Here is a 19,425-nt window from a genome sequence, read left to right as displayed (position 1 = left end):
AATCACTAATTTTGCATACTATTAAAAAAAACTACAACATATCCTCATGACATACAAGAATCATTTACCATTTACTGTAAAAGCCATGTCACCCTGCTAAAATCAGTCAGTCGGACATGCCCAGGAGTTCCTGACAAAGGAAATAACAGATCGGAATTTTCCTGAACTACCGTATTCAAACCCTCTTACATCAACAATATGAATAGAAATACTCGCATTCTGTCCAAGATATTTTCTTAAATGGTACAGGAGTTCTTTCTCCTGCACGGCATCAAATAGTTCACGCTCTGGATAAACATTCACCCGAAATGAAATCAGATCATCCTGAATAATCTGTCCCATCTTTATTCCGTTGATCATATTAAAGACAAGAAAGAGTGCCGGATAAGTGACCCCGTCCTGACTGGTAATAACATCTTCTGTGCGCCCATAAATTTGCTTAACAATCCGTGACCTGTTTCCACAAGGACATGGTACTTTGCTGTCATCTGGTTCAACCAGATCACCGGTATCATAGCGGATAAATGGCATCAAGCAATTATGCATAGTTGTTCCCAAAAGACGGAATTTTTTGCAATCATCATTCCCAGAGGCTGCATCGGTCACTTCTTGAAACTCTACAAACCCGTAGCCTTCATCTACATGCATCCTTCCATGTGTACATTCAGACAGGGCTACCACACGCTCCATATGGCCATAAAAATCTAACACGTTACAACCAAATATTTTCTCTATGACTTCCCTCTGGTGAACATGCAAAGGCTCACCTATGGTGAACACACACTGTAATCCCAGATCTCTTGCCCCCTGTTCTTGAAGGTACTGGGAAAAAATATAAAGAGAGGATGGTCTCGATTTAATAAAGAGTACTTTATTCTTCCTCATCAAATCCAGATATTGGAGAGCATTCTCTTGGCAAATATATGAAGTGTTCAAAAGCAGTTGATTAGTTATCGGATTGCGGTGAAAAAGCACCTGAAGAGGATCGTCTTGATCAATAAAGAAGTCGCTGGAGAATTCAGCAAAGGGTTTCCCTATACGATAGCCTCCTCGCTGAAAGAAAAGCCAGTAACGGACAAACTCCTGAGCCCTGGCAACAGGGTTGACCCATATACTGATTTTATCCCCGGTGGTTCCACTGGTGAGAAGTTGCTCGCGCAGAAAGTGCCAGCCTTTTTCGGAGACCATTCTTTCCTGCTGTTGCCTCAGGATATCCTTTGACAACTCAGGAATTTTCTGAAGATCCTGAAGGCATTGAATATCCTGCGGGTGGATATTGTGTTCTTGAAATAGCTCGCGATAATAGGGAACATGCCGCTGGCAGTGTTTAAGGACCTGTCTGATCTTTTCGAACTGGTATCGGGATACAGACTCGGGATCACTATGCTCCAGGGCCTTCCACTTTCTCTTAAATTGAAGAATTCGATAAGGAAGCAGGTACTTTGAAATTTTAAAATGGAGTGACATATGGCCCTCGAATAAATAAGTGTAAGAGGGAAAGAGTATCCATATTTCTCAATCAATTGTTTTTTTATGAAGCCCAATGGCATAGGCAATACCACCAGCAAAACCGGCACTGCACTGAACAACAAAAAGACAAAGACTCAGGGATAACGCTTTTTCGAAGGGTACATTCTGTAGAGACAGTAAATAGACAAAAGCCCCCTCTCGCAACCCCATGCCATTAAAACTAAAGGGTAAAACAGTGACAATTGCGGTTAACGGAAAGATCGCAAAAAAATAGCTCGGATGTACATCAATTCCGATACTTGTAGCCAACACAATTATAATTGAGATAAGAATAGAATTCAAGGCAACTGAGAGACCAGCAATCTTTATTAACACGGCGGGATATTGCCAGATTGTTCTCAGTAATACAAGCTCTTCGCTAATGCTAGATCGAAAAGTACGAAGTAAATAATAGAGGAACGGGACAAAAAACAATAATCCGACAATCACGAATGCACCGCAATACAAAAGCCATTCATTCTTTCCGGGCAAAATTTCCCCAGGATACATCAGAACTGCTATCGTCCCCGTTAAAAACATTGTCAGGAGACCGATAAATCTATCAGCTATCACACCACAGGTACTGACCAACAATCCACTCTGCTGTCCTTTAGAGACAAACAGAATCTTAAAAAAATCCCCGCCCACACTGGTTGGCATAAAAAGATTAAAAAATTGGCCAATAAAATAATAACCGACATAGGTGAACCACTGACCTGGTAGACCTAAAATTCCGGAAAGAAGAAACCAACGGGTTGCTGCCAGTAGACAGAGAGTGAGAAAAAAGAAAACAGAAACAACCCAGATTACAAGTGGAAGTCTTCCAAATGTTTCCAGCACCGTTGCCGTATCAGTTTGCGAAAAAAGCCAGACAAGAACTGCGGCACTGACTCCAAGGCGAAGAAGAGTTGTATAGACAGTTTTCTTGCTTAATTCCAAATTATTGCAACGTATCATTGCAATTTATCATAACCATTTTTAGACTCTTTTTTTCCTTAAATTTTCCTACAGCCGTTCTTTTTTCCAGTAAGGAAATTGGCTGAGGATCAACTGGCTTTTTTTCTTCTGCTTAATCGATTTTCTTCTCCCAAGGATACTCAGAAAAACTCCCGAGCCGATACTCCAGAGAGCAGCGTCATTTTCGAGTTTCCCCAACCACACAAAAACAACAGACAATACTATCAGAGCGATCCCTAACGCAAGCATTGCCTGCGCAGAATAGAGTTCCGAACTGCGAACGGAAAAACTCACAGCCCAGCCGTTATTTTCTATTGCTTTCTTACTGCCAGAGTTCAACAATTCTCCAGCCGGCCGATATCTCATCTCGGTGCCGCAGTTCTTACATAGATAGAAGGGTTCTTCTTTTACATACTGCCCATTTCTATGCTCTCCACAGGTCATACAGATCGGAACCGGTATATCTCTTTTGGTCATTTTGAGTGTTTTCGATTAAAAAAGGTCATTGTCAAGGATCAATGAGGAAAGCGAAATCACACCAATCATTTCCCCATTTTTTTCCACCGGTGCCCTTCGAATGCCCGCATGAAAGAGCAGACGGGCTACATAACGGATATCCATATCCGCAGGCACGGTTATCACGGGTTTCGTCATAATTTCATAAATGTGCACTTCCTGTGGAGAACGCCCAGCAACCAGCACCCCCTTTATAAAATCCTGGACAACAACAATACCCCAGGCATCATCGGGATGCCGTTTTTCAACGAGAAGACACCTGCATTTTTCAGATCGCATTTTTGCAGCAGCATCCCGCGATGTAGCCATTCCATCGATAAACACAACTTTCTTTTCCAGAACATCTTCTGCTCGTATTATTTTTTTTCCTTCAGACACCAGACCCACCTCCAGCAATAGAAATATATAGCCAACATTTTAAATCTGTCAAAAATAGCTTTCACGAACCTCGGTTTTAAACTTTTCCATCTGACTTTCCAAACCGACCACATGCTCGACCGGTAGGACAAAGGCAATACCTGTACCGGGTTCATGAAATTTTCCGGATTCTTTTATCGCACCAAGAATTCCATCGACACAGTGTTCTTCAACGAGAAACATAATAATGTCTGTCTGAGCTTCAAGGGAAAGACCAAAGAACGTTTTGGCTTCACGAATTCCGGTACCTCTGGCAGGAATAATAGTAGCTCCTGTTGCACCCGCCGCTTTTGCCGCATCAACAATTGTATCCGTGATACCCGGCTTCACCGAGGATAGAATGAGTTTAAAGCGCATTATATATCTCCATTATTATCCGTTAGAACCTACAAATTCTTTTTTGGTTTTGAAAAAAGAATTTGGTGAAGGTACATATACTGGCTTACTTACCGTTCACCAGTGTTAGTATTAATAGTATGTTTGGTTTTCCACTCCATCAATTGCGCATACCCCAGTACTGCAATAATTGGGAAAAGGCTGGCAAAAGCAATAAGACCAAAACCGTCAAGGGCCGGATTTCTCCCAGGAACAGTGGAAGCAAGCCCAAGGCCCAACGCAGCAACAAGTGGCACCGTTACCGTGGACGTAGTCACGCCCCCGGAATCATAGGCCAGAGCGACAATTGTCTTAGGTGCAAATATGGTTTGTATGATTACAACCACATAACCAACAAGAATATATAAATAGAGTGGCGTACCAGTCACTATCCTGTAGGTTCCAAGACTTATTCCAAATGCCACCCCAATGGCCACGGTAATACGCAACCCCCACGTGGAGATCGTCCCAGCAGACACCTCATTTGCCTTGTATGCCACTGCAATAAGAGAGGGTTCCGCGATGGTTGTTGCAAATCCGATCATTGCCGCAAAAAGATATACCCAACCGTATGCAGTCCAGTCAACATGAGTTATTGCTTCATTTGTACCATAGAGAAAAACAGGATCAGAAAGTTGAGCCGCCATTATTTTTCCCAGTGGGAACAGGGCCTTTTCCAATCCGGCCAGAAAAAGTGCCAGCCCAAGAATTACATAGACGCCACCGACGATAAGGCGTGGTAAATTGGGAATTTTTTGACGGAGCACAACCAGCTGAAATACAGTAATCAGAAGAACAATAGGTAAGACATCCCTGCAGGTTGCAAGAAGGATTATACTGAACTCTTTAATAAATTCCATAGAATTGTCTGCGCCAATTATTTGAAAATCAGAAGTCCATAGCCCATTACGAATATCATAGGCAGGAGAGAGGCGAAGGCAATAAGACCAAAGCCGTCCGTCAAAGGACTTCGACCACGAATTGTGGAGGCCAGCCCCACGCCGAGAGCTGCAACAAGGGGGACAGTTATGGTTGAAGTCGTCACCCCTCCCGCATCATAGGCTATACCAATAATTTCCTTGGGAGCAATAATAGTCATCAGCATAACGAGTACATAACCACCAATAATCAAATAATGGATGGGCCAGCCACGGAGGATACGCATAACTCCGATCAGAATTGCAAGCCCTACGGAAAAGGCAACGGACATGCGAAGGCCAAATGCATACTGTTTCAACGATTCCGGACTCGAATCAATAAGTCCGCCATCACCGGCTATCTCGGCTGCTTTAGCTGCTACAGCGATAAGAGCTGGCTCTGCCACGGTAGTTGAGAAACCGAGCGCAAAGGCAAATGCAAGAAGCCAGAAGAGGCTTCCCTTTCTGGCCAATGCCTGGGCCATGGCCTCGCCAATCGGAAACAGTCCCATTTCCAGACCCTGAATAAAAAGACTCAGTCCCAGCACTATCAAGAGTGTCCCAAATAAAACCTCTCCCATCTGAGGCAGAGGTTGCCGGATGACAACCATCTGAAAAAAAGCAATTACCAGCACAATAGGCAGCAGATCAGTACATGCATCTTTAAGTTTTTTCAGAATGGCATTTATAATCATAAGGTTACTTTTAATGTACCAGAGTTTTTTTATATCAGGATGTGCTATCAACAGATAACGAGGGAATGCCAAGCCTGATTTCCATACCATCTTTATTTTTGTCTTTAATAGTTAAAGTTCCTTCCATTTTTTCAACTGCAGACAGAAGGGTTGTATGCAAAAGTGTTTCACCGTCTGTAACAGACACCCCGAAAGGGAAACGAAAAACCAGTACAGCCCTATTTCCTTCCACTTCCGTTACAATGGACAGGCTCTGCCCACTTTCAAGCAGTTCAAGACACTGAGAATATATACGATACACAACATGTTGCAGCAGTGATGGGTCATTATACACCGCCGGAAGCATTTCCTGAAGCTCCATTACAATATTGATCTGCTTAAGCCTTGAAAAACGTTCAAGAAACACATATTCCTCCTTAATTACATCATTAATCAAAAAGGAAGAAAAGGGGTGATCCGGTCGATGAGCCAACCCACTGAGATGATGCATCATATTAGCCGAAATTACAACTCTGCGCTCAATGGCATCGATTGATTTCTTAAGTCGTTCCAACATTTTAGCGTCCCCACCCAGAACGCCCATCTCCAGAATATCTCCCATTAACCCATTCGATTCCCGTATGATACCAAGATGGTTTTTCATGTCGTGGGCAAAACCTGCCATCAGCCGACCAAAGGACTCTATCTGTTCCTGTCGAATACTATTTTCCGTATTTGCATCCATAAAAGACCTATGCTTTGCTGCGTTTTTCATCAGCCAGTTCCATTTTATCTACAAGTTTCACAAGGTCAACCGGCTTCATAATGTAATCAAAAGCACCTTTTTCTTTAGCCTCCGCCCCGGCTTCGGCAGATCCATGACCGGTGAGCATGATGACTTCGATACTTGGATCATGTTGCTTGACCTTGGCTAATACATCAAGACCACTCATATCTGGCATTTTCAAGTCAAGAATGACAATTCCCGGGTTCATTTTCACCAGACTTACCAAGCCTTCGGTTCCACTATGGACATCAATAGCGGCCATCCCACGGAGCTTCAACCGTTGACACAAGGTTGTTGCAAACTCAATCTCATCATCAATTATCAACACTTTTGACTTTATCATTTGGTCACCCAGATATTCTGCATTATAAGCTACTTACACACTTCGTTTCACCGGCAAGCTAATGACGAACGTGGTTCCCTTACCCATTTCAGATGTTACATGAATACTGCCACCAAGCTTTTTCACCAAACCATAGGTTATAGATAAGCCAAGACCAGTCCCCTTACCCGTTTCCTTTGTCGTAAAAAATGGTTCAAAAATTTTCCGCTTTACATCTGGAGACATACCGGGCCCGTTATCCGAGATTGTCACCTCAATGCTGTCCTCACCAACTTTCCTGCTTGCAAGAACGATTTTACCATCTCTTCCTATGGCATCGATGGCATTGTTGGTTATATTCAGGAAAATCTGCTGTAACAAACCACGATCACACCATATTTTTTTTATGTCCTGGCTCAAATCAAATTCAATTTGTATCTGGTTATACGTTGCTTCCTTTGCCAGAAAATCAACAACCTCCCGGATGGTATGATGAAAATCAATCTCCTCTGTTTTTGCATCTGTCTGCCGGGCAAAGCCAAGTAAACGATGGGTGATTGTTTTACAGCGCTCAACGCTGTTCTGAATTCCATCAAGCGCTTCCGCCATTGCTTCTTTATGGGGAAAATCCTCGGAAAATTCCATAAAATCCTGAACGAGACCTGTCTTTTGATTGATAATCGACAGGGGGTTGTTGATTTCATGGGCAACACCTGCCGCCAACCTGCCGACGGATGCAAGTTTGTTGCTGTTAGCAACTTCCCGATAGAGGAATTGGCGTTTTTTATCCGATTCTCGAATGTGATTGGTAATTGCTGAACTGATTTCCAGAATTACGAATACGGCAACAACAACACTACTAAAAAACATTGTTGTTAATTTTACCTTAAACTGCACCCAGGTAGCGGCATGCAGGTACTGCTCTTTAACTAAAACCAATCTCCATGGCGTCTCCACAAGATCGATGGCTGCATGATTAATCTGCATGCCTTTAAAGGTCTTTTTGACAATCAGTATTCTTTGCGTCTTCTCAGTTGAACCATCCTGGTTATGATAATCCCCATCAAAGAACTTCACTTCTTTCTCTTCCACGTCGTGTAAGATACATTTTTCCCCTATATTCCCATATTTCTGAGGTATCGTCTGGGTTATTCCTTCTGCATCAACCAAAAACATGTCGTCTGCATAACTGGTGCTGATCGTATTGATAAAATTCTGTAGCGTTTTCCCTTCAATGGTGACTCGTAAAACCCAGTATTCCTGACTCCGTGGGTCTTTTCTGCTTACAGCAATAACAAAGTGAGGAACATTACGAAAACCGGAAAAAATGTTGCTTATATGGACACCCCGCAACAAGACTTCCTTATACCAGGTTTGTTCGCTATAATTATGCCCTCCAAGTGCATAGGGGCCCAAATAGGCCTTTTGGGTACCCTCGGGGTCAATGATTTCAATATCTGCAAACCCGGGGTACTCATCCTTGAGACGAACGAAAAGAGACTCCAGCTCGTCCGGATTAAGCAGTTCCTCGTAACGATCATCACGGGCCACGAATTTTATGATCGATTGCAGCTCTGTAATAAAGGCCTCAATGGTACTCTGGGCCTGTTCTAAATTGAGAACTAGCTGGTCCATCTCTTCTTCTTCCAGAAGCTCTTTGTACTGATAATGTGACAGGAGTGACAAAACGGTCAAAGGTACAAGCACAAGTACCAGCAGTATTACAGATAATCCTCTCGAAAACTTGGTGTATACCTGTTCACTGTCAGCAGCATTGCCATCTTCTGCCAGAGGCGAGGGCAGAATTTTGTTTAACCAATGATGACGCTCTGTCATGAGGCCACCTCCTTTGAGGTTACTCCTGGTAATATTATACCAGGTTCCAGTCTGTTCTTCATACCAAGCTCCAGTACTGCTTCATGGGGCCCGATCACTGAATCGATTACTACTATTTTTTTCCAGGTTAGAAACTGGTAATGCTCCTCCTCAATCCCCCCACACACAACGATGGCAACATTCTCTTTCAAGGCAAGATCACAGAGTATCTCAGCAGAGACATTACTCAGAAGTAAAGAGCGCGGTTCCTCCATTAATTGTTGATCGTAATAACTTGCGATCAGCACCTCTGAACTCGAATCAAAACGTGGGGAGACAAAATCGCCACGGGTTGTAATCATAATCTTCATATCCCTCTTCTCCCCCTCTAAGCCATCTTATACTTTTTTAGTTTTCTCCAGAGTGTCGTCCGTCCCCAACCCAAAATTTCAGATGCTTTCGATCTATTACCACCACTGCTACGCAGAGCATCCAGTATCATTTCTTTTTCCACATCTACCCAGCCTCCGGGTGTTGTTCCACCTGCCGGCACTGTTACCCGCGCTGCCACAGCCTCTTCTCTTTGCACTAACGGATGACTCATAGCTGAACTGCTTTTCATTTCAGGATTCACCGCCGGCCGAAAGAGGTAGGCTGGCAGGTCTTTTACCTCAACCACCCTACCCTGACAGATATTAGCTGAGTATTCGGCAATATTGCGTAGTTCACGAACATTTCCTGGGTATCTATACTGGTTCAGAAAGTCGATGGCCTCGGGGCTGAAATCTGTCACCTCCCGGCCAAGTTTTGCATTGAACTGACGTAAAAAATGGTCTAAAAGAAGTCGAATATCGCCATCACGTTCTCTAAGTGGCGGAGAATGAAGACACAAAACATTCAAACGATAGAAAAGATCTTCGCGAAAACGTCCCTGCTGCACTTCTTCTCGGAGCGATCTATGGGTTGCGGCAATAATTCGGACGTCCACCTTAACTTTTTTACTCCCCCCAACGGGAAAAAACTCCTTATCATCAAGTACAGAGAGCAGTTTGACCTGCAGAGGCAGGGAGAGATCACCAATTTCCGTGAGGAATATTGTCCCCAGATGAGCCAGACGAAACATACCGGCCGTTTCATTGACAGCGCCAGTAAAGGCACCTTTAACATGGCCAAAAAGTTCTGATTCAAGGAGGGCTTCGGGAAGAGCACCACAATTAACCTTGATAAAAGGTTGACGTGCCCGTTGCGACGACTTGTGAAGTGCCTCAGCCATCAGATCCTTACCGGTTCCGGTTTCACCGGTAATTAATACCGAAGCATCGGTGCGGGCAAGCACGGTCATCAGTTCAAAGACATTTTCCATCTGTGAGCTGTGGCCGAGAATTTTAGAGCGGATGGATTGCTCCCGATGGCTTAATTCTTCAACCTTTACCACCGAGCTGTCTTCCAGAACAAAAAGCACTCCGGAGGGCTGACCTTCACCATCATGAAGACGGCTTATAGTGAAATGAACAGGAATTTTCTTACGACGACGATTGATAATATTTCCATCAATTGAAACTGATTCGCCACTTTTCAACACTTCGGCACATATTTGATTTTTGATACCAAGGTTTGTTCGCAGGATAAAATCGCCGTAAACACCCCTGGCTTCATCGGTACTGTACCCTGTCATCGCCTCAAGATAGCGATTCATCGTCAAGATGCAGAGATCAGTTCCCAAAATAGCAATCCCATGTGGAATACCATTTAGCAACTCACCAAATACGGATACGCTTTGAAGTACTGACTCTATCTTCATTTTTCACACATGATATCAGAGGGGCAGAAGATTCTGCTCCGTTTCAATGTGAAACTAAAGGTACTTTTTTTGAGGTTCCTGAATATGAACTCCTCTTTCGACGCTAATCTACCCGACCACGAAAATACATCGATGTAACCGGGTAGAAGGTGAAGGCGTTTCTTCAATAGCTCCTTATCAGAAAAAGCGACTGTTGACAAAGAAATGAACTGCGATGCTGGCAAAATAGCCAAGGGCGATTGCTGGCGCCCATTTCAAATGTCCACCAAAGGTATACATTCCGCGGGCCTGTCCCATAAGGGCCACACCGGCAGCGGAACCGATGGAGAGCATACTACCACCGACTCCAGCAGTAAGAGTCACCAGCAACCACTGTCCCATGGACATATCAGGTTGCATGGAGAGCACTGCAAACATTACAGGGATGTTGTCAACAATGGCGGAAAGAAAACCGACCAGGATATTAGCACTTGTCGCTCCCCAACTGATATACATTATTTTGGAGACCACGGCCAGATAACCGATAAACCCAAGACCACCAACACAGAGAATGACACCGTAGAAAAACATCAGGGTGTCCCACTCGGCCCGGGCAATATTTCTGAACACATCAAAGGCCACAATATCGCCAATCTGTTCATCTTCCTCCCCTTGCCTTCTTCGGTATTGCTGCCCCTTGGTTTTATGCGTTTTCTTCAGATAAAAACCATACAATTTGAGATATGCAAGTCCTGTCATCATTCCCATCATAGGTGGCAGATGGAGAAAGTTATGGAAACATACGGCGGTGCAAATGGTAAGAAGAAAGAGCCCCATAACCACATAAGAGCCACGTTTCAGTTTGACATTGATTTCACATGTCTCGGGTTGGATTTTTGGCACAGCAAAACTCATAATTACAGCGGGAACCAGCCAGTTCACCACGGATGGTATGAAGAGGTTGAAAAAGGTTCCGAAGCTGACGATACCTTTCTGCCACACCATGAGGGTGGTAATATCGCCAAAAGGACTGAAGGCACCACCAGCATTTGCAGCAACTACAATATTTATACAGGCAAGACTGACAAACTTCACATTATCTTTGCCAATGGCCATAACGACTGCGCACATAAGGAGGGCGGTAGTCAGGTTATCAGCAACCGGTGAGATAAAGAATGCAAGAACACCCGTGAGCCAGAATATCTTGCGCAGAGAAAATCCGGCACAGACCAGTCTAACCCGCAGGGCTTCAAAGATCTGCCGCTCCTCCATGGCGTTGATATAGGTCATAGCCACCAGGAGAAAGAGAAAGAGTTCGGCGTATTCAAGAATATTGTGTCGTACTGCCATCTCTGCAGCATGGGTAAATCCGTGACTGGCATAAACCCAACCGATGATTCCCCAAATTATTCCTGCTGCAAGTAGAACAGGCTTGGACTTCCGCATATGGGTATACTCTTCAGCCATGACAAAGCCGTATGCTACTACAAAAATCAGCAGCGAGGCATACCCCACCCAACTGGTGGTGAGATCAATATAATCCCCTCCCGCAGCACCCGCTGCCATCGCAAGTCCCGGAATGCCAGGAACCACCAAAAGTGGTAACAACAATCTATAAAATACTTTCATCAAAACACTTCCTCCCTTTACACACTCTTTGAATGAATCCTGACAGATAATGCCTTTGTAGAGTTCTGTATAATCCGCCATGGTTATTATTTTTGGCTCCGCACACCTTTCCCAAATGATATGCAGGGCCAAAAACAACTTTCGGCCAGATTGGCATGCAGGCTGCCACACACAGCCCGCATGCCTCTGCAGAAGAAACTATACCATCACATTTCTTCTGGTACAACCCCTCAGGAAATTAACCTGCAGACTGCCACACACAGTGTGCAGGTTGTTTTTTGAGGGACTCCGGTGTTACTTGTTTTTTGAGGGACTCCGATGTTACATTACTTTTGGAACATAGACTTCCATTCCCATCAGCGGCCACAGAACTGAAACTGCGAGCCAGGTAACCAACATAAGAACTGCACTGGCAGGAAGCCCCCAGAGGAAGAACTCGGCGGTGGTAAACTGTTTTGAGTTATAGGCAATGGCGTTGGGAGCAGCACCAACCAGTAACAGAAAAGGCATACCAGAAACAACGAGAGCAGAGAACAGGATAACCTCACCACCCACCCCAAGATACGGCGCAATAACCAGGGCAACAGGCAGGGAGATGGCTATGGCTGCCACGTTCATGATAAAGTTCGTCATCATCATGACAAAGAAAGCCATACCAAGGATAAAGACGATTGGAGGGGCATTCTGAAAAAGAACCAACCAGTTGACAGCCATCCACTTGGCCGCGCCAGTCTCCCACAGACAGAACCCGATAGACATGGCACCGGCAAAAAGGAGAATGATATTCCATGGAATCTCTTCAAGATCATCTATATCAAGAATATTAAAGAGAAAGAATGCTATAGTTGAACAGAGAAGAATGCCGGTTTTATCCAATCCCGAAAGAGCCGGTATGAAGTTCTTCAAGGCAATAACCAGGATTGCAAGGGCTACGACGACAGCGGTAATAATTTCTTTCCTGCTCCAGCTACCGAGTTCCCTGTACATTCTCCCGGCCTTCTCTTTCAGACCCGGGATACGAGCCCGTTCTGGTTTAAAAAAAAGCATAAAAAATCCCCAGAGGGCAAAAACCATAAGCCAGCCAACGGGAAACATATACCAGGTCAATTCAAAGAAACTTACATCAATACTCATAATATCTTTGTAAAATCCAAGAGCCACAGCACCACGTGCCGCACCGAGCAGGGTGACGATACTACCGGCGCCTGCGACATAGGCCATACCAATAAAAAGCCCCTTGCCAAATTTTGTAGGATCATCTTCATCGGAATAGAGGGCGTGGATAGCCATGAGCAGGGGGAACATGGTGGCAGCAACGGCTGTGTGGGCCATGACATGGGTCAGTGCCGCAGTCATCACAAAACAGCCAAGATAAATCATGCTGGTTTTTTCACCTACAATGGAAAGCATTTTATAGGCGATGCGCTTGGTCAGACCTGTCTTAGTAAAAACCATACCAATAACAATGGAACCAAAGATAAACAGAACCGATGGATCCATAAAATCCTTGAAGGCAACCTTGGGATCACGGATCATAAAAAGAGCCTGAAGCGTTCCAATTGTGAGACTGGTAACACCAATGGGCACAACTTCAAAAACCCACCAGGTAGCAGCCAGCAAAAAGACACCGATGGCACCCTTTGCCTGCTGACTCAGGACGAAATGTTCTCCCATTGGATCAATAGCGTCAGGCCAGGGTGGACAATAGTAGACAAAACAAAACAGCCCTATCCCCAGAAACATAAATAGCAGCCGTTTTACATTGAACGGTTCCTTAGCCTCAGGAAGGCTCATAGCTTGTGACTCTGCAGCAGTCATTAGTATATCCTCGTATGTTTTTGTTTAATTTATGTAATATCACAGTAACTTGTGCACATCGAATTAAAGATTTCCTCTAGACGCAGCATGCCGATAATTGTTCCATTATCGGTAACCGGAACATTAAAATCCTTTCGATGTTCCATCATGACCAGGGCTTTTAACATGTGGGTGTCAGCCGGAAGTGAAAAGGTAATAGCCTTCATGAGACTCTTGATTGACTTCTGTTTATTTTTACCGCACCCGGAAAACGTTTTATCTTCATACAAAAATGACAAATTAGGAAACTCGGAATCCTTGCCCTTCCCTTCATACTTGTCCACATTGGTTGCGTCCACCAGGCGTGGCACCAGACCATGCATGATATCCATCAAAGAGAGCTTGCCAACCAGTTGATTCTTGTCGTTGACAACCAGTATGCCTTTATAACAGGCACAATCCTGCTGCTCTGCCCGAAAAGACCTGAATGTTTCCATAGCCTCCTGAAGTGTCTGGTTCTCATTCAGTTGCGGATAACGATCAAGGGGTATGATAATATCCCTGATAATCGAAGTTTTGCTGTTCACAATATTCTCCTCCTTTCCAATATTTTAAATGCAACGAGATTCTAATTAATTACTGCATACCCGAGACGCACCAATCCTCTCCAGGCAAAGACTTACACCCACACTCGTAAATCCAGGTAGTTAAGGGGATTGCACCTCTTGGAAGAGGCAGTTTTTTACCAGCTTTTACTCTTTAAAATGTTTTTCAACTCCTCAGCCGACTTACTTTTAAGAGAACGCATTCGATCGCTCTTAGCCGCCCGTATTTTCTCCATCAAAACATTCAAATCGACTGGTTTTTCAAGAAAATCACTGGCTCCATGCTTCATGGCCTCTATACCACTTTTGACAGTCGCCTGACCGGTAAGCATAATAACCTCGACATCCGGCCGTTCATTCTTGATCTGTTTCAACGTTTCAATGCCATCAATTCCAGGCATGGCCAGATCGACTATGGCAACATCGAAGCTATGATCTGCCACCGCAGCCACGGCAGCTTCTCCACTTGACACCGCCTCCACCTTGAGGCCCCTGGTTTCAAGCCGCTGCGACATAAGGTCAATAAACTCTTCCTCATCATCCACAAGCAAGATCTTCGCTGCCAATAAACTATTCATATTCTTCTCCATTATTGTTTTTTTCTACCAAACATCATCATATGTGTGCCATTTTTGCCGCCGCAACCTTCCCATGTGCCTCGTCAATGATTTCGGTCAACTGTGCAATATCGACGGGTTTATGCAGATAGGCATAAGCACCAAGCTTCATACATACCTTTCTGTCCTCCTCAGAGCCATGACCGGTAAGGATGATAACCTTAATGTCAGGATTAAATTCTTTGGTTTTACGAAGGACATCAACCCCCCCTATCCCTGGCATCTTCAGATCAAGAACCATCACATCAGGAAGCTCGTTCACCAAAAGCTCAAGAGCCTGCTCACCATCAAAAACAGGGTATGAACCGTAGTTACGGGTATTTAATCTATCAGAAAGGGTCTGCACAAACTCCTGTTCATCATCAACCAATAACACCTTGGGCGGAAGAGTGAATTCCTGACTCCGATAGACTGAGACATGGTAGTCCTGACCGGGAAGAACCTTAACAGCAGCAACACCTTCAACACTTTCTGCTATCTCAGTCAGGGTATTGACTAGTCTTTGAAAATTAGAAACACTCTTATTTATTAAAAGAGTAATTTCTCCACCAGTACTTCTCACTTCGGTGGTATACCCTTTTTCGACCAGCGCCAGCTCAACCTTTGCACCAACTGCCATATCATTAACAGCCTGACGGGAAGCATCTTGCTCCAGAACTGCTGGTTTATTATAATTCTCGAGGATCAGTTTTACCGCTGACTCGGGAGAATTCTCCCCCATGGGAACGACAATATCGTACAGAGAGTTACTTGTTATTTCCTTTTTATAAAGATAATCAGCCCAACCGGCTGCACTGCTATCATTTTTCTTTATTACTTTAACAGCATTCTTTTCTGTTACACCTTCCCCCACTGCACGTTGGATACGGTTACTCATCTTATCAAATAATCCAACCCGCAGGACATGTGTCACAGCAGAGGGAACAAGAAGGGCAATATTACCGCAATAGATAACTCCGGATGTTTTCAGATGACCTGCCATCACAACCTTCAGATAAGCAGTAATCCGTTCGCGTTCCAAGGTGAATGTATTAAACACTGAAGGTGGGCCATAGAGTGCCCGTTCCACCTTGTCTTCACCGATGCCGTATTTTTGAGACACTTCACTTATTATATCAGTATCCCGAACAACACGAAAATCAGTTGCAGCTGCAAGTTGCTCCCTAACCTTCTTCTCTTCTACGAAAATTGTATTAAACAGTGCAATTGAAGACATTTTTGGCTCCCTTTTTATGATGGATTGTGTCCATGGAGCTGCGCTCCGCATCACTTCACCCTTGGTTTACATTAAGCACAAAACGTGCCACCTTTGCCACACCATACATTATGGCATGCTTTCAAGAAGTTAGTCCAATACTATTTTTCATCACCAAACACCACCCGCCCACAACGAAACATACCGAAACACACACCGCAACGGGTCGTTTCATTTTGTTCCATTAAGAAACGTCCAGCAACTGGAACGGTTTCGGCAACACAGAACAGGATGTATTTGCCAAACAGAGAGACAGTGACTATTTCTTTTTCCCATGCCACCCTACAATCAACAACCAACTGACCCAAAAGATCTCCAGAAAAATCCCCCTGCTGGAACACACAGCACTGTGGTCTTTGCAACGGATGACAGACATGAAGCACTTTCCTGTTCCCTGGCTCTCTCCGCCGTTGGAATTAGCCACCAGTACACCGAAACACCTAAAAGCCTGATTCTTAGCGTAGACGCCAAGGATGCAGCCAAAGCGGATATGCAGCTAAAAGCATATTTGAACGAAAATAAAAACTGGCCCTCCAGACCCGTTGCCACCACAGATGATTTCATTCCACTCTTTCAGCCACCAACCCTGCTGCTCATTGGCAGCCTGATGTTGTTATACACGGTTACGGGTCCCTGGTCCGGCAGCTCCCTCTGGTTCACATATGGGTCAGGAGATGCCAAAGCAATTATAGAGAACCACCAATATTTCAGACTCCTCACGGCACTCACTCTTCACGCAGACGCAGTCCACCTTCTGGGTAACTGCCTGTTTGGCGGATTTCTTTTTCATTTTTTCTGTAAACTTACTGGCAATGGCCTCGGATTATTCTCCATGCTCCTTACTGCGACAATCGCTAACTACATCAACGTCGCACTCCATGGCAGCAACCATCTCTTTGTTGGGTTTTCCACTGCCGTCTTCGCAATCATTGGAATGCTTGCCATGATCAGCCGGAGCCACAGAATAACCAAAAGGTACCTGCAAATTCTTCCATTTATGGCCGGCGCCGCTCTTCTAGCAATGATCGGCAGCTCTGGAGAGCGAACGGATCTTGGCGCACATTTTTTTGGTCTCTGCTGTGGCCTTGCCTTCGGATGGCTTCTCTGCAGGCCTGCAGTTTTGAGACTGCGTCACTCTATCCCCCTGCAGACTATACTTTTTACTATTTCCATCACATCAATATTCATCGCCTGGAGCAGCGCCTGGAAATAACCAACAACAAATAACCCGGAATCCAATCCGCAAAATCCCATCTGACCAACTCAGTTAAAATAAAACGTTGCACTCCCCTGAAGAGTAATTAACGTAGTAGAGATTATTTAACCATCGACCTGAAACCAACCTGTAATTAGGAGAAAATTCATGCCCAACCAGGATCAACAGCCACCGTGGGGAAAGAAGAAAAAGCCCCAGACACCTGAAGAGATGGTGGCTCAACTCATTAAAAAACTTCAGGATTATTTTTCTGACTCTCCCAAGAAACCATCCGGGGACGGAGCTCCAATAAAAAGTAGTCCGCCAAATCCTTTTTCCTCAATTGGTAAAATCCTTGCCATCGTTCTGATCGTACTGGTTTTACAGGGTGTCTACTCATCCTTCTACAAAATCAACCCTTCAGAGGTGGGTGTTATCCTCCGCCTGGGCAAATACTATCGGACTGACCAATCAGGACTGCATTTCAAATTCCCCTACATTGACCATCTCTATAAAGTCGATGTTGAAGAAATTCGAAAAGAAGAATTTGGGTTTCGCAGTCGTTACCCGGGGCAGAAAACCAGCTTTGAACGAAAAGGCTACGACATGGAATCACTGATGCTTACGGCGGACAAGAACGTTATCAATGTGGCGTGGATTGTTCAGTACAGGGTTAGAGAACCACAGGCCTACCTCTTTCAGATAAAAGACGTTCGTCAGGCTGTACGCGACCTCTCTGAAAGCGCAACCCGGAGAATCGTCGGAAACATGGATTTTGACTATGTCCTATCAAACCGGGATCTCCTGGCCGCAGAAGTAAAGCAGGATCTCCAGAAACAGCTGCAGAGTCTTGAAGCAGGTATAGCCATCGGTACAGTGCAGTTCCAGGATATCAATCCACCAGACCAGGTAAAACCAGCCTTCAATGAAGTAAATGAGGCTGATCAGGACATGAAACGACTCGTAAACGAGGCCGAGGAAATCTACAATCAGAAGATCCCCCGGGCACGAGGCAATGCTCTGCAAATTATCGAAGAAGCACACGGTTATGCGGCGGCTAGAGTCAACAACGCCAAGGGCGAATCTCAACGTTTCCTCTCTATTTTGACGGAATACAAAAATGCCCCGGAAGTTACAAAAAGACGAATGTACCTTGAAACAATGCAGGAAGTTATGCCCAGCGTCGAGTCAGTCTACATAATGAATAAAGACCAGCAGACCCCACTGCCTCTTTTAAATCTCAGCAGGGGGAGCAGCTCTGCTGTGTCCATCCCGCCAGCTAAACAGTGAGGAACCAGTCATGAAACAGATAGCTCAATTTTTTCTTATCGGCCTGGTACTGCTCTGCATAGCCGTGGTCTACGATGGATTTTACATAGTTGAAGAAGGTCAGCAGGCCATGATTACCCAGTTCGGAGCCCCGGTGGGTAAGCCAAAAACAGAGGCCGGATTTTACCTCAAACTGCCTTTTGTTCAGGAAGTGAATTATTTCGACAAAAAGGTTCAGATCTGGGACGGCGACCCCAACCAGATCCCAACCAATGACAAAACATATGTTTATCTTGATGTTACGGCACGATGGCGAATCACCGACGCCCTCCTGTACATGCAGGCAGTAAAAACGGAAGCCCGGGCTCAATCACTGCTGGACGACATTATCGATGGTACCGTCCGTGACATGGTGAACAAAAACAACCTCATTGAAATCATTCGCAGCTCAGACTGGTCGCTCGACACCATGACAAATGCCAGGGATAGCCAGGGACCTCCAAAAATTGGTAGAGATGGTATCACTAATAAGATTCTTGAAGCCGCCGGAAAAGTAACGCCGCAATATGGCATTGAACTACTCGATGTAATGTTCAAACGTGTCAATTATATCGAGTCTGTCCGCCTCAAAGTATACGACCGGATGATCTCTGAGCGAAAGCGAATTGCAGCAGAAAGAAGATCTACAGGTGAAGGAAAGAAGGCCGAGATTCTCGGTAAGGTGGAACGGGAACTGAAAGTCATTCTATCAGAAGCCAATAGAGAGTCATCGGAAATCAAAGGTAAGGCTGACGCCAGTGCCACCAAAATCTATGGTGACATTTACAGCCAGGATCCCGATTTTTTCTCTTTCTACAAGACCCTGCAAAGTTACTCAAACGTTGTTGGCAAAAACACTTCCCTGATACTCTCAGCTGATTCTGACCTTTTTCATTATCTACAAAACATAGACAGTAAGAAATAGGTAGATACTGAGTCAATAAAGCACA

At 44.7% G+C, this 19,425-nt stretch carries 21 protein-coding genes; 3 read left to right on the top strand and 18 right to left on the bottom strand.

Going from position 1 to position 19,425, the window contains the following annotated elements; all coding sequences use genetic code 11:
- Positions 1 to 102: 102 nt before the first annotated feature.
- From UWK_RS09740 to UWK_RS19410, 18 genes are all read right to left on the bottom strand, one after another.
- The gene (locus UWK_RS09740) at positions 103 to 1,467 is read right to left on the bottom strand and encodes a phenylacetate--CoA ligase family protein (RefSeq protein WP_015404201.1); all 1,365 of its coding nucleotides are present in this window, start codon (positions 1,465 to 1,467) and stop codon (positions 103 to 105) included.
- A 48-nt stretch (positions 1,468 to 1,515) separates the two neighbouring features.
- A complete protein-coding gene (locus UWK_RS09735; protein WP_015404200.1) occupies positions 1,516 to 2,466 on the bottom strand; it encodes a lysylphosphatidylglycerol synthase transmembrane domain-containing protein in 951 nt (316 codons plus the stop codon).
- A gap of 48 nt (positions 2,467 to 2,514) precedes the next feature.
- The gene (locus tag UWK_RS09730) at positions 2,515 to 2,943 is read right to left on the bottom strand and encodes a hypothetical protein (RefSeq protein ID WP_015404199.1); all 429 of its coding nucleotides are present in this window, start codon (positions 2,941 to 2,943) and stop codon (positions 2,515 to 2,517) included.
- 15 nt (positions 2,944 to 2,958) lie between these two features.
- Positions 2,959 to 3,360, bottom strand: a complete 402-nt coding sequence (locus UWK_RS09725; protein ID WP_015404198.1) for a CBS domain-containing protein — start codon at positions 3,358 to 3,360, stop codon at positions 2,959 to 2,961.
- Between the two features lie 48 nt (positions 3,361 to 3,408).
- Positions 3,409 to 3,756: a P-II family nitrogen regulator gene (locus UWK_RS09720; RefSeq protein ID WP_015404197.1), complete on the bottom strand. Its 348-nt coding sequence runs from the start codon at positions 3,754 to 3,756 to the stop codon at positions 3,409 to 3,411.
- An 89-nt stretch (positions 3,757 to 3,845) separates the two neighbouring features.
- A complete protein-coding gene (locus UWK_RS09715; RefSeq protein ID WP_015404196.1) occupies positions 3,846 to 4,634 on the bottom strand; it encodes a DUF1538 domain-containing protein in 789 nt (262 codons plus the stop codon).
- 17 nt (positions 4,635 to 4,651) lie between these two features.
- Positions 4,652 to 5,386: a DUF1538 domain-containing protein gene (locus UWK_RS09710; protein ID WP_041916861.1), complete on the bottom strand. Its 735-nt coding sequence runs from the start codon at positions 5,384 to 5,386 to the stop codon at positions 4,652 to 4,654.
- Positions 5,387 to 5,420: 34 nt separating this feature from the next.
- Positions 5,421 to 6,140, bottom strand: a complete 720-nt coding sequence (locus UWK_RS09705) for a sensor histidine kinase (RefSeq protein WP_041916383.1) — start codon at positions 6,138 to 6,140, stop codon at positions 5,421 to 5,423.
- The gene (locus UWK_RS09700; RefSeq protein ID WP_015404193.1) at positions 6,118 to 6,495 is read right to left on the bottom strand and encodes a response regulator; all 378 of its coding nucleotides are present in this window, start codon (positions 6,493 to 6,495) and stop codon (positions 6,118 to 6,120) included. Before UWK_RS09700 ends, UWK_RS09705 begins: the two co-directional genes overlap by 23 nt.
- A 33-nt stretch (positions 6,496 to 6,528) precedes the next feature.
- A complete protein-coding gene (locus UWK_RS18515; protein WP_015404192.1) occupies positions 6,529 to 8,310 on the bottom strand; it encodes a sensor histidine kinase in 1,782 nt (593 codons plus the stop codon).
- Complete coding sequence (locus UWK_RS09690) at positions 8,307 to 8,660, bottom strand: NifB/NifX family molybdenum-iron cluster-binding protein (protein WP_015404191.1); 354 nt, start codon at positions 8,658 to 8,660, stop codon at positions 8,307 to 8,309. Before UWK_RS09690 ends, UWK_RS18515 begins: the two co-directional genes overlap by 4 nt.
- A 17-nt stretch (positions 8,661 to 8,677) precedes the next feature.
- Positions 8,678 to 10,090 (bottom strand): sigma-54 interaction domain-containing protein, encoded by a 1,413-nt coding sequence (locus tag UWK_RS09685; protein WP_015404190.1) that lies wholly within the window; start codon positions 10,088 to 10,090, stop codon positions 8,678 to 8,680.
- Positions 10,091 to 10,267: 177 nt separating this feature from the next.
- Positions 10,268 to 11,698, bottom strand: coding sequence for a sodium:proton antiporter NhaD (gene nhaD / locus UWK_RS09680; RefSeq protein ID WP_041916859.1), 1,431 nt, complete (start codon positions 11,696 to 11,698; stop codon positions 10,268 to 10,270).
- A 321-nt stretch (positions 11,699 to 12,019) separates the two neighbouring features.
- A complete protein-coding gene (locus UWK_RS09675) occupies positions 12,020 to 13,516 on the bottom strand; it encodes an SLC13 family permease (protein WP_015404188.1) in 1,497 nt (498 codons plus the stop codon).
- A gap of 29 nt (positions 13,517 to 13,545) precedes the next feature.
- Complete coding sequence (locus UWK_RS09670) at positions 13,546 to 14,082, bottom strand: CBS domain-containing protein (protein WP_015404187.1); 537 nt, start codon at positions 14,080 to 14,082, stop codon at positions 13,546 to 13,548.
- A gap of 155 nt (positions 14,083 to 14,237) precedes the next feature.
- Positions 14,238 to 14,678 (bottom strand): response regulator, encoded by a 441-nt coding sequence (locus UWK_RS09665; RefSeq protein WP_015404186.1) that lies wholly within the window; start codon positions 14,676 to 14,678, stop codon positions 14,238 to 14,240.
- A gap of 37 nt (positions 14,679 to 14,715) precedes the next feature.
- Positions 14,716 to 15,933: a response regulator gene (locus UWK_RS09660; protein ID WP_015404185.1), complete on the bottom strand. Its 1,218-nt coding sequence runs from the start codon at positions 15,931 to 15,933 to the stop codon at positions 14,716 to 14,718.
- A 140-nt stretch (positions 15,934 to 16,073) separates the two neighbouring features.
- Positions 16,074 to 16,280: a hypothetical protein gene (locus tag UWK_RS19410; RefSeq protein ID WP_167320740.1), complete on the bottom strand. Its 207-nt coding sequence runs from the start codon at positions 16,278 to 16,280 to the stop codon at positions 16,074 to 16,076.
- A 41-nt stretch (positions 16,281 to 16,321) separates the two neighbouring features.
- Between UWK_RS19410 and UWK_RS18510 the strand changes: the two genes are divergently transcribed.
- The 3 genes from UWK_RS18510 to hflC all read left to right on the top strand — a co-directional run bounded on the left by UWK_RS18510 (position 16,322) and on the right by hflC (position 19,400).
- Positions 16,322 to 17,185, top strand: coding sequence for a rhomboid family intramembrane serine protease (locus UWK_RS18510; RefSeq protein WP_052326989.1), 864 nt, complete (start codon positions 16,322 to 16,324; stop codon positions 17,183 to 17,185).
- Positions 17,186 to 17,335: 150 nt separating this feature from the next.
- Positions 17,336 to 18,457 (top strand): FtsH protease activity modulator HflK, encoded by a 1,122-nt coding sequence (gene hflK / locus UWK_RS09645; protein WP_015404183.1) that lies wholly within the window; start codon positions 17,336 to 17,338, stop codon positions 18,455 to 18,457.
- Positions 18,458 to 18,467: 10 nt separating this feature from the next.
- A complete protein-coding gene (gene hflC / locus UWK_RS09640) occupies positions 18,468 to 19,400 on the top strand; it encodes a protease modulator HflC (RefSeq protein ID WP_015404182.1) in 933 nt (310 codons plus the stop codon).
- Positions 19,401 to 19,425 lie beyond the last annotated feature (25 nt).

This window comes from Desulfocapsa sulfexigens DSM 10523 (assembly GCF_000341395.1).
Lineage (GTDB): Bacteria > Desulfobacterota > Desulfobulbia > Desulfobulbales > Desulfocapsaceae > Desulfocapsa > Desulfocapsa sulfexigens.
This window is presented reverse-complemented; position numbering and strand designations above follow the sequence as displayed.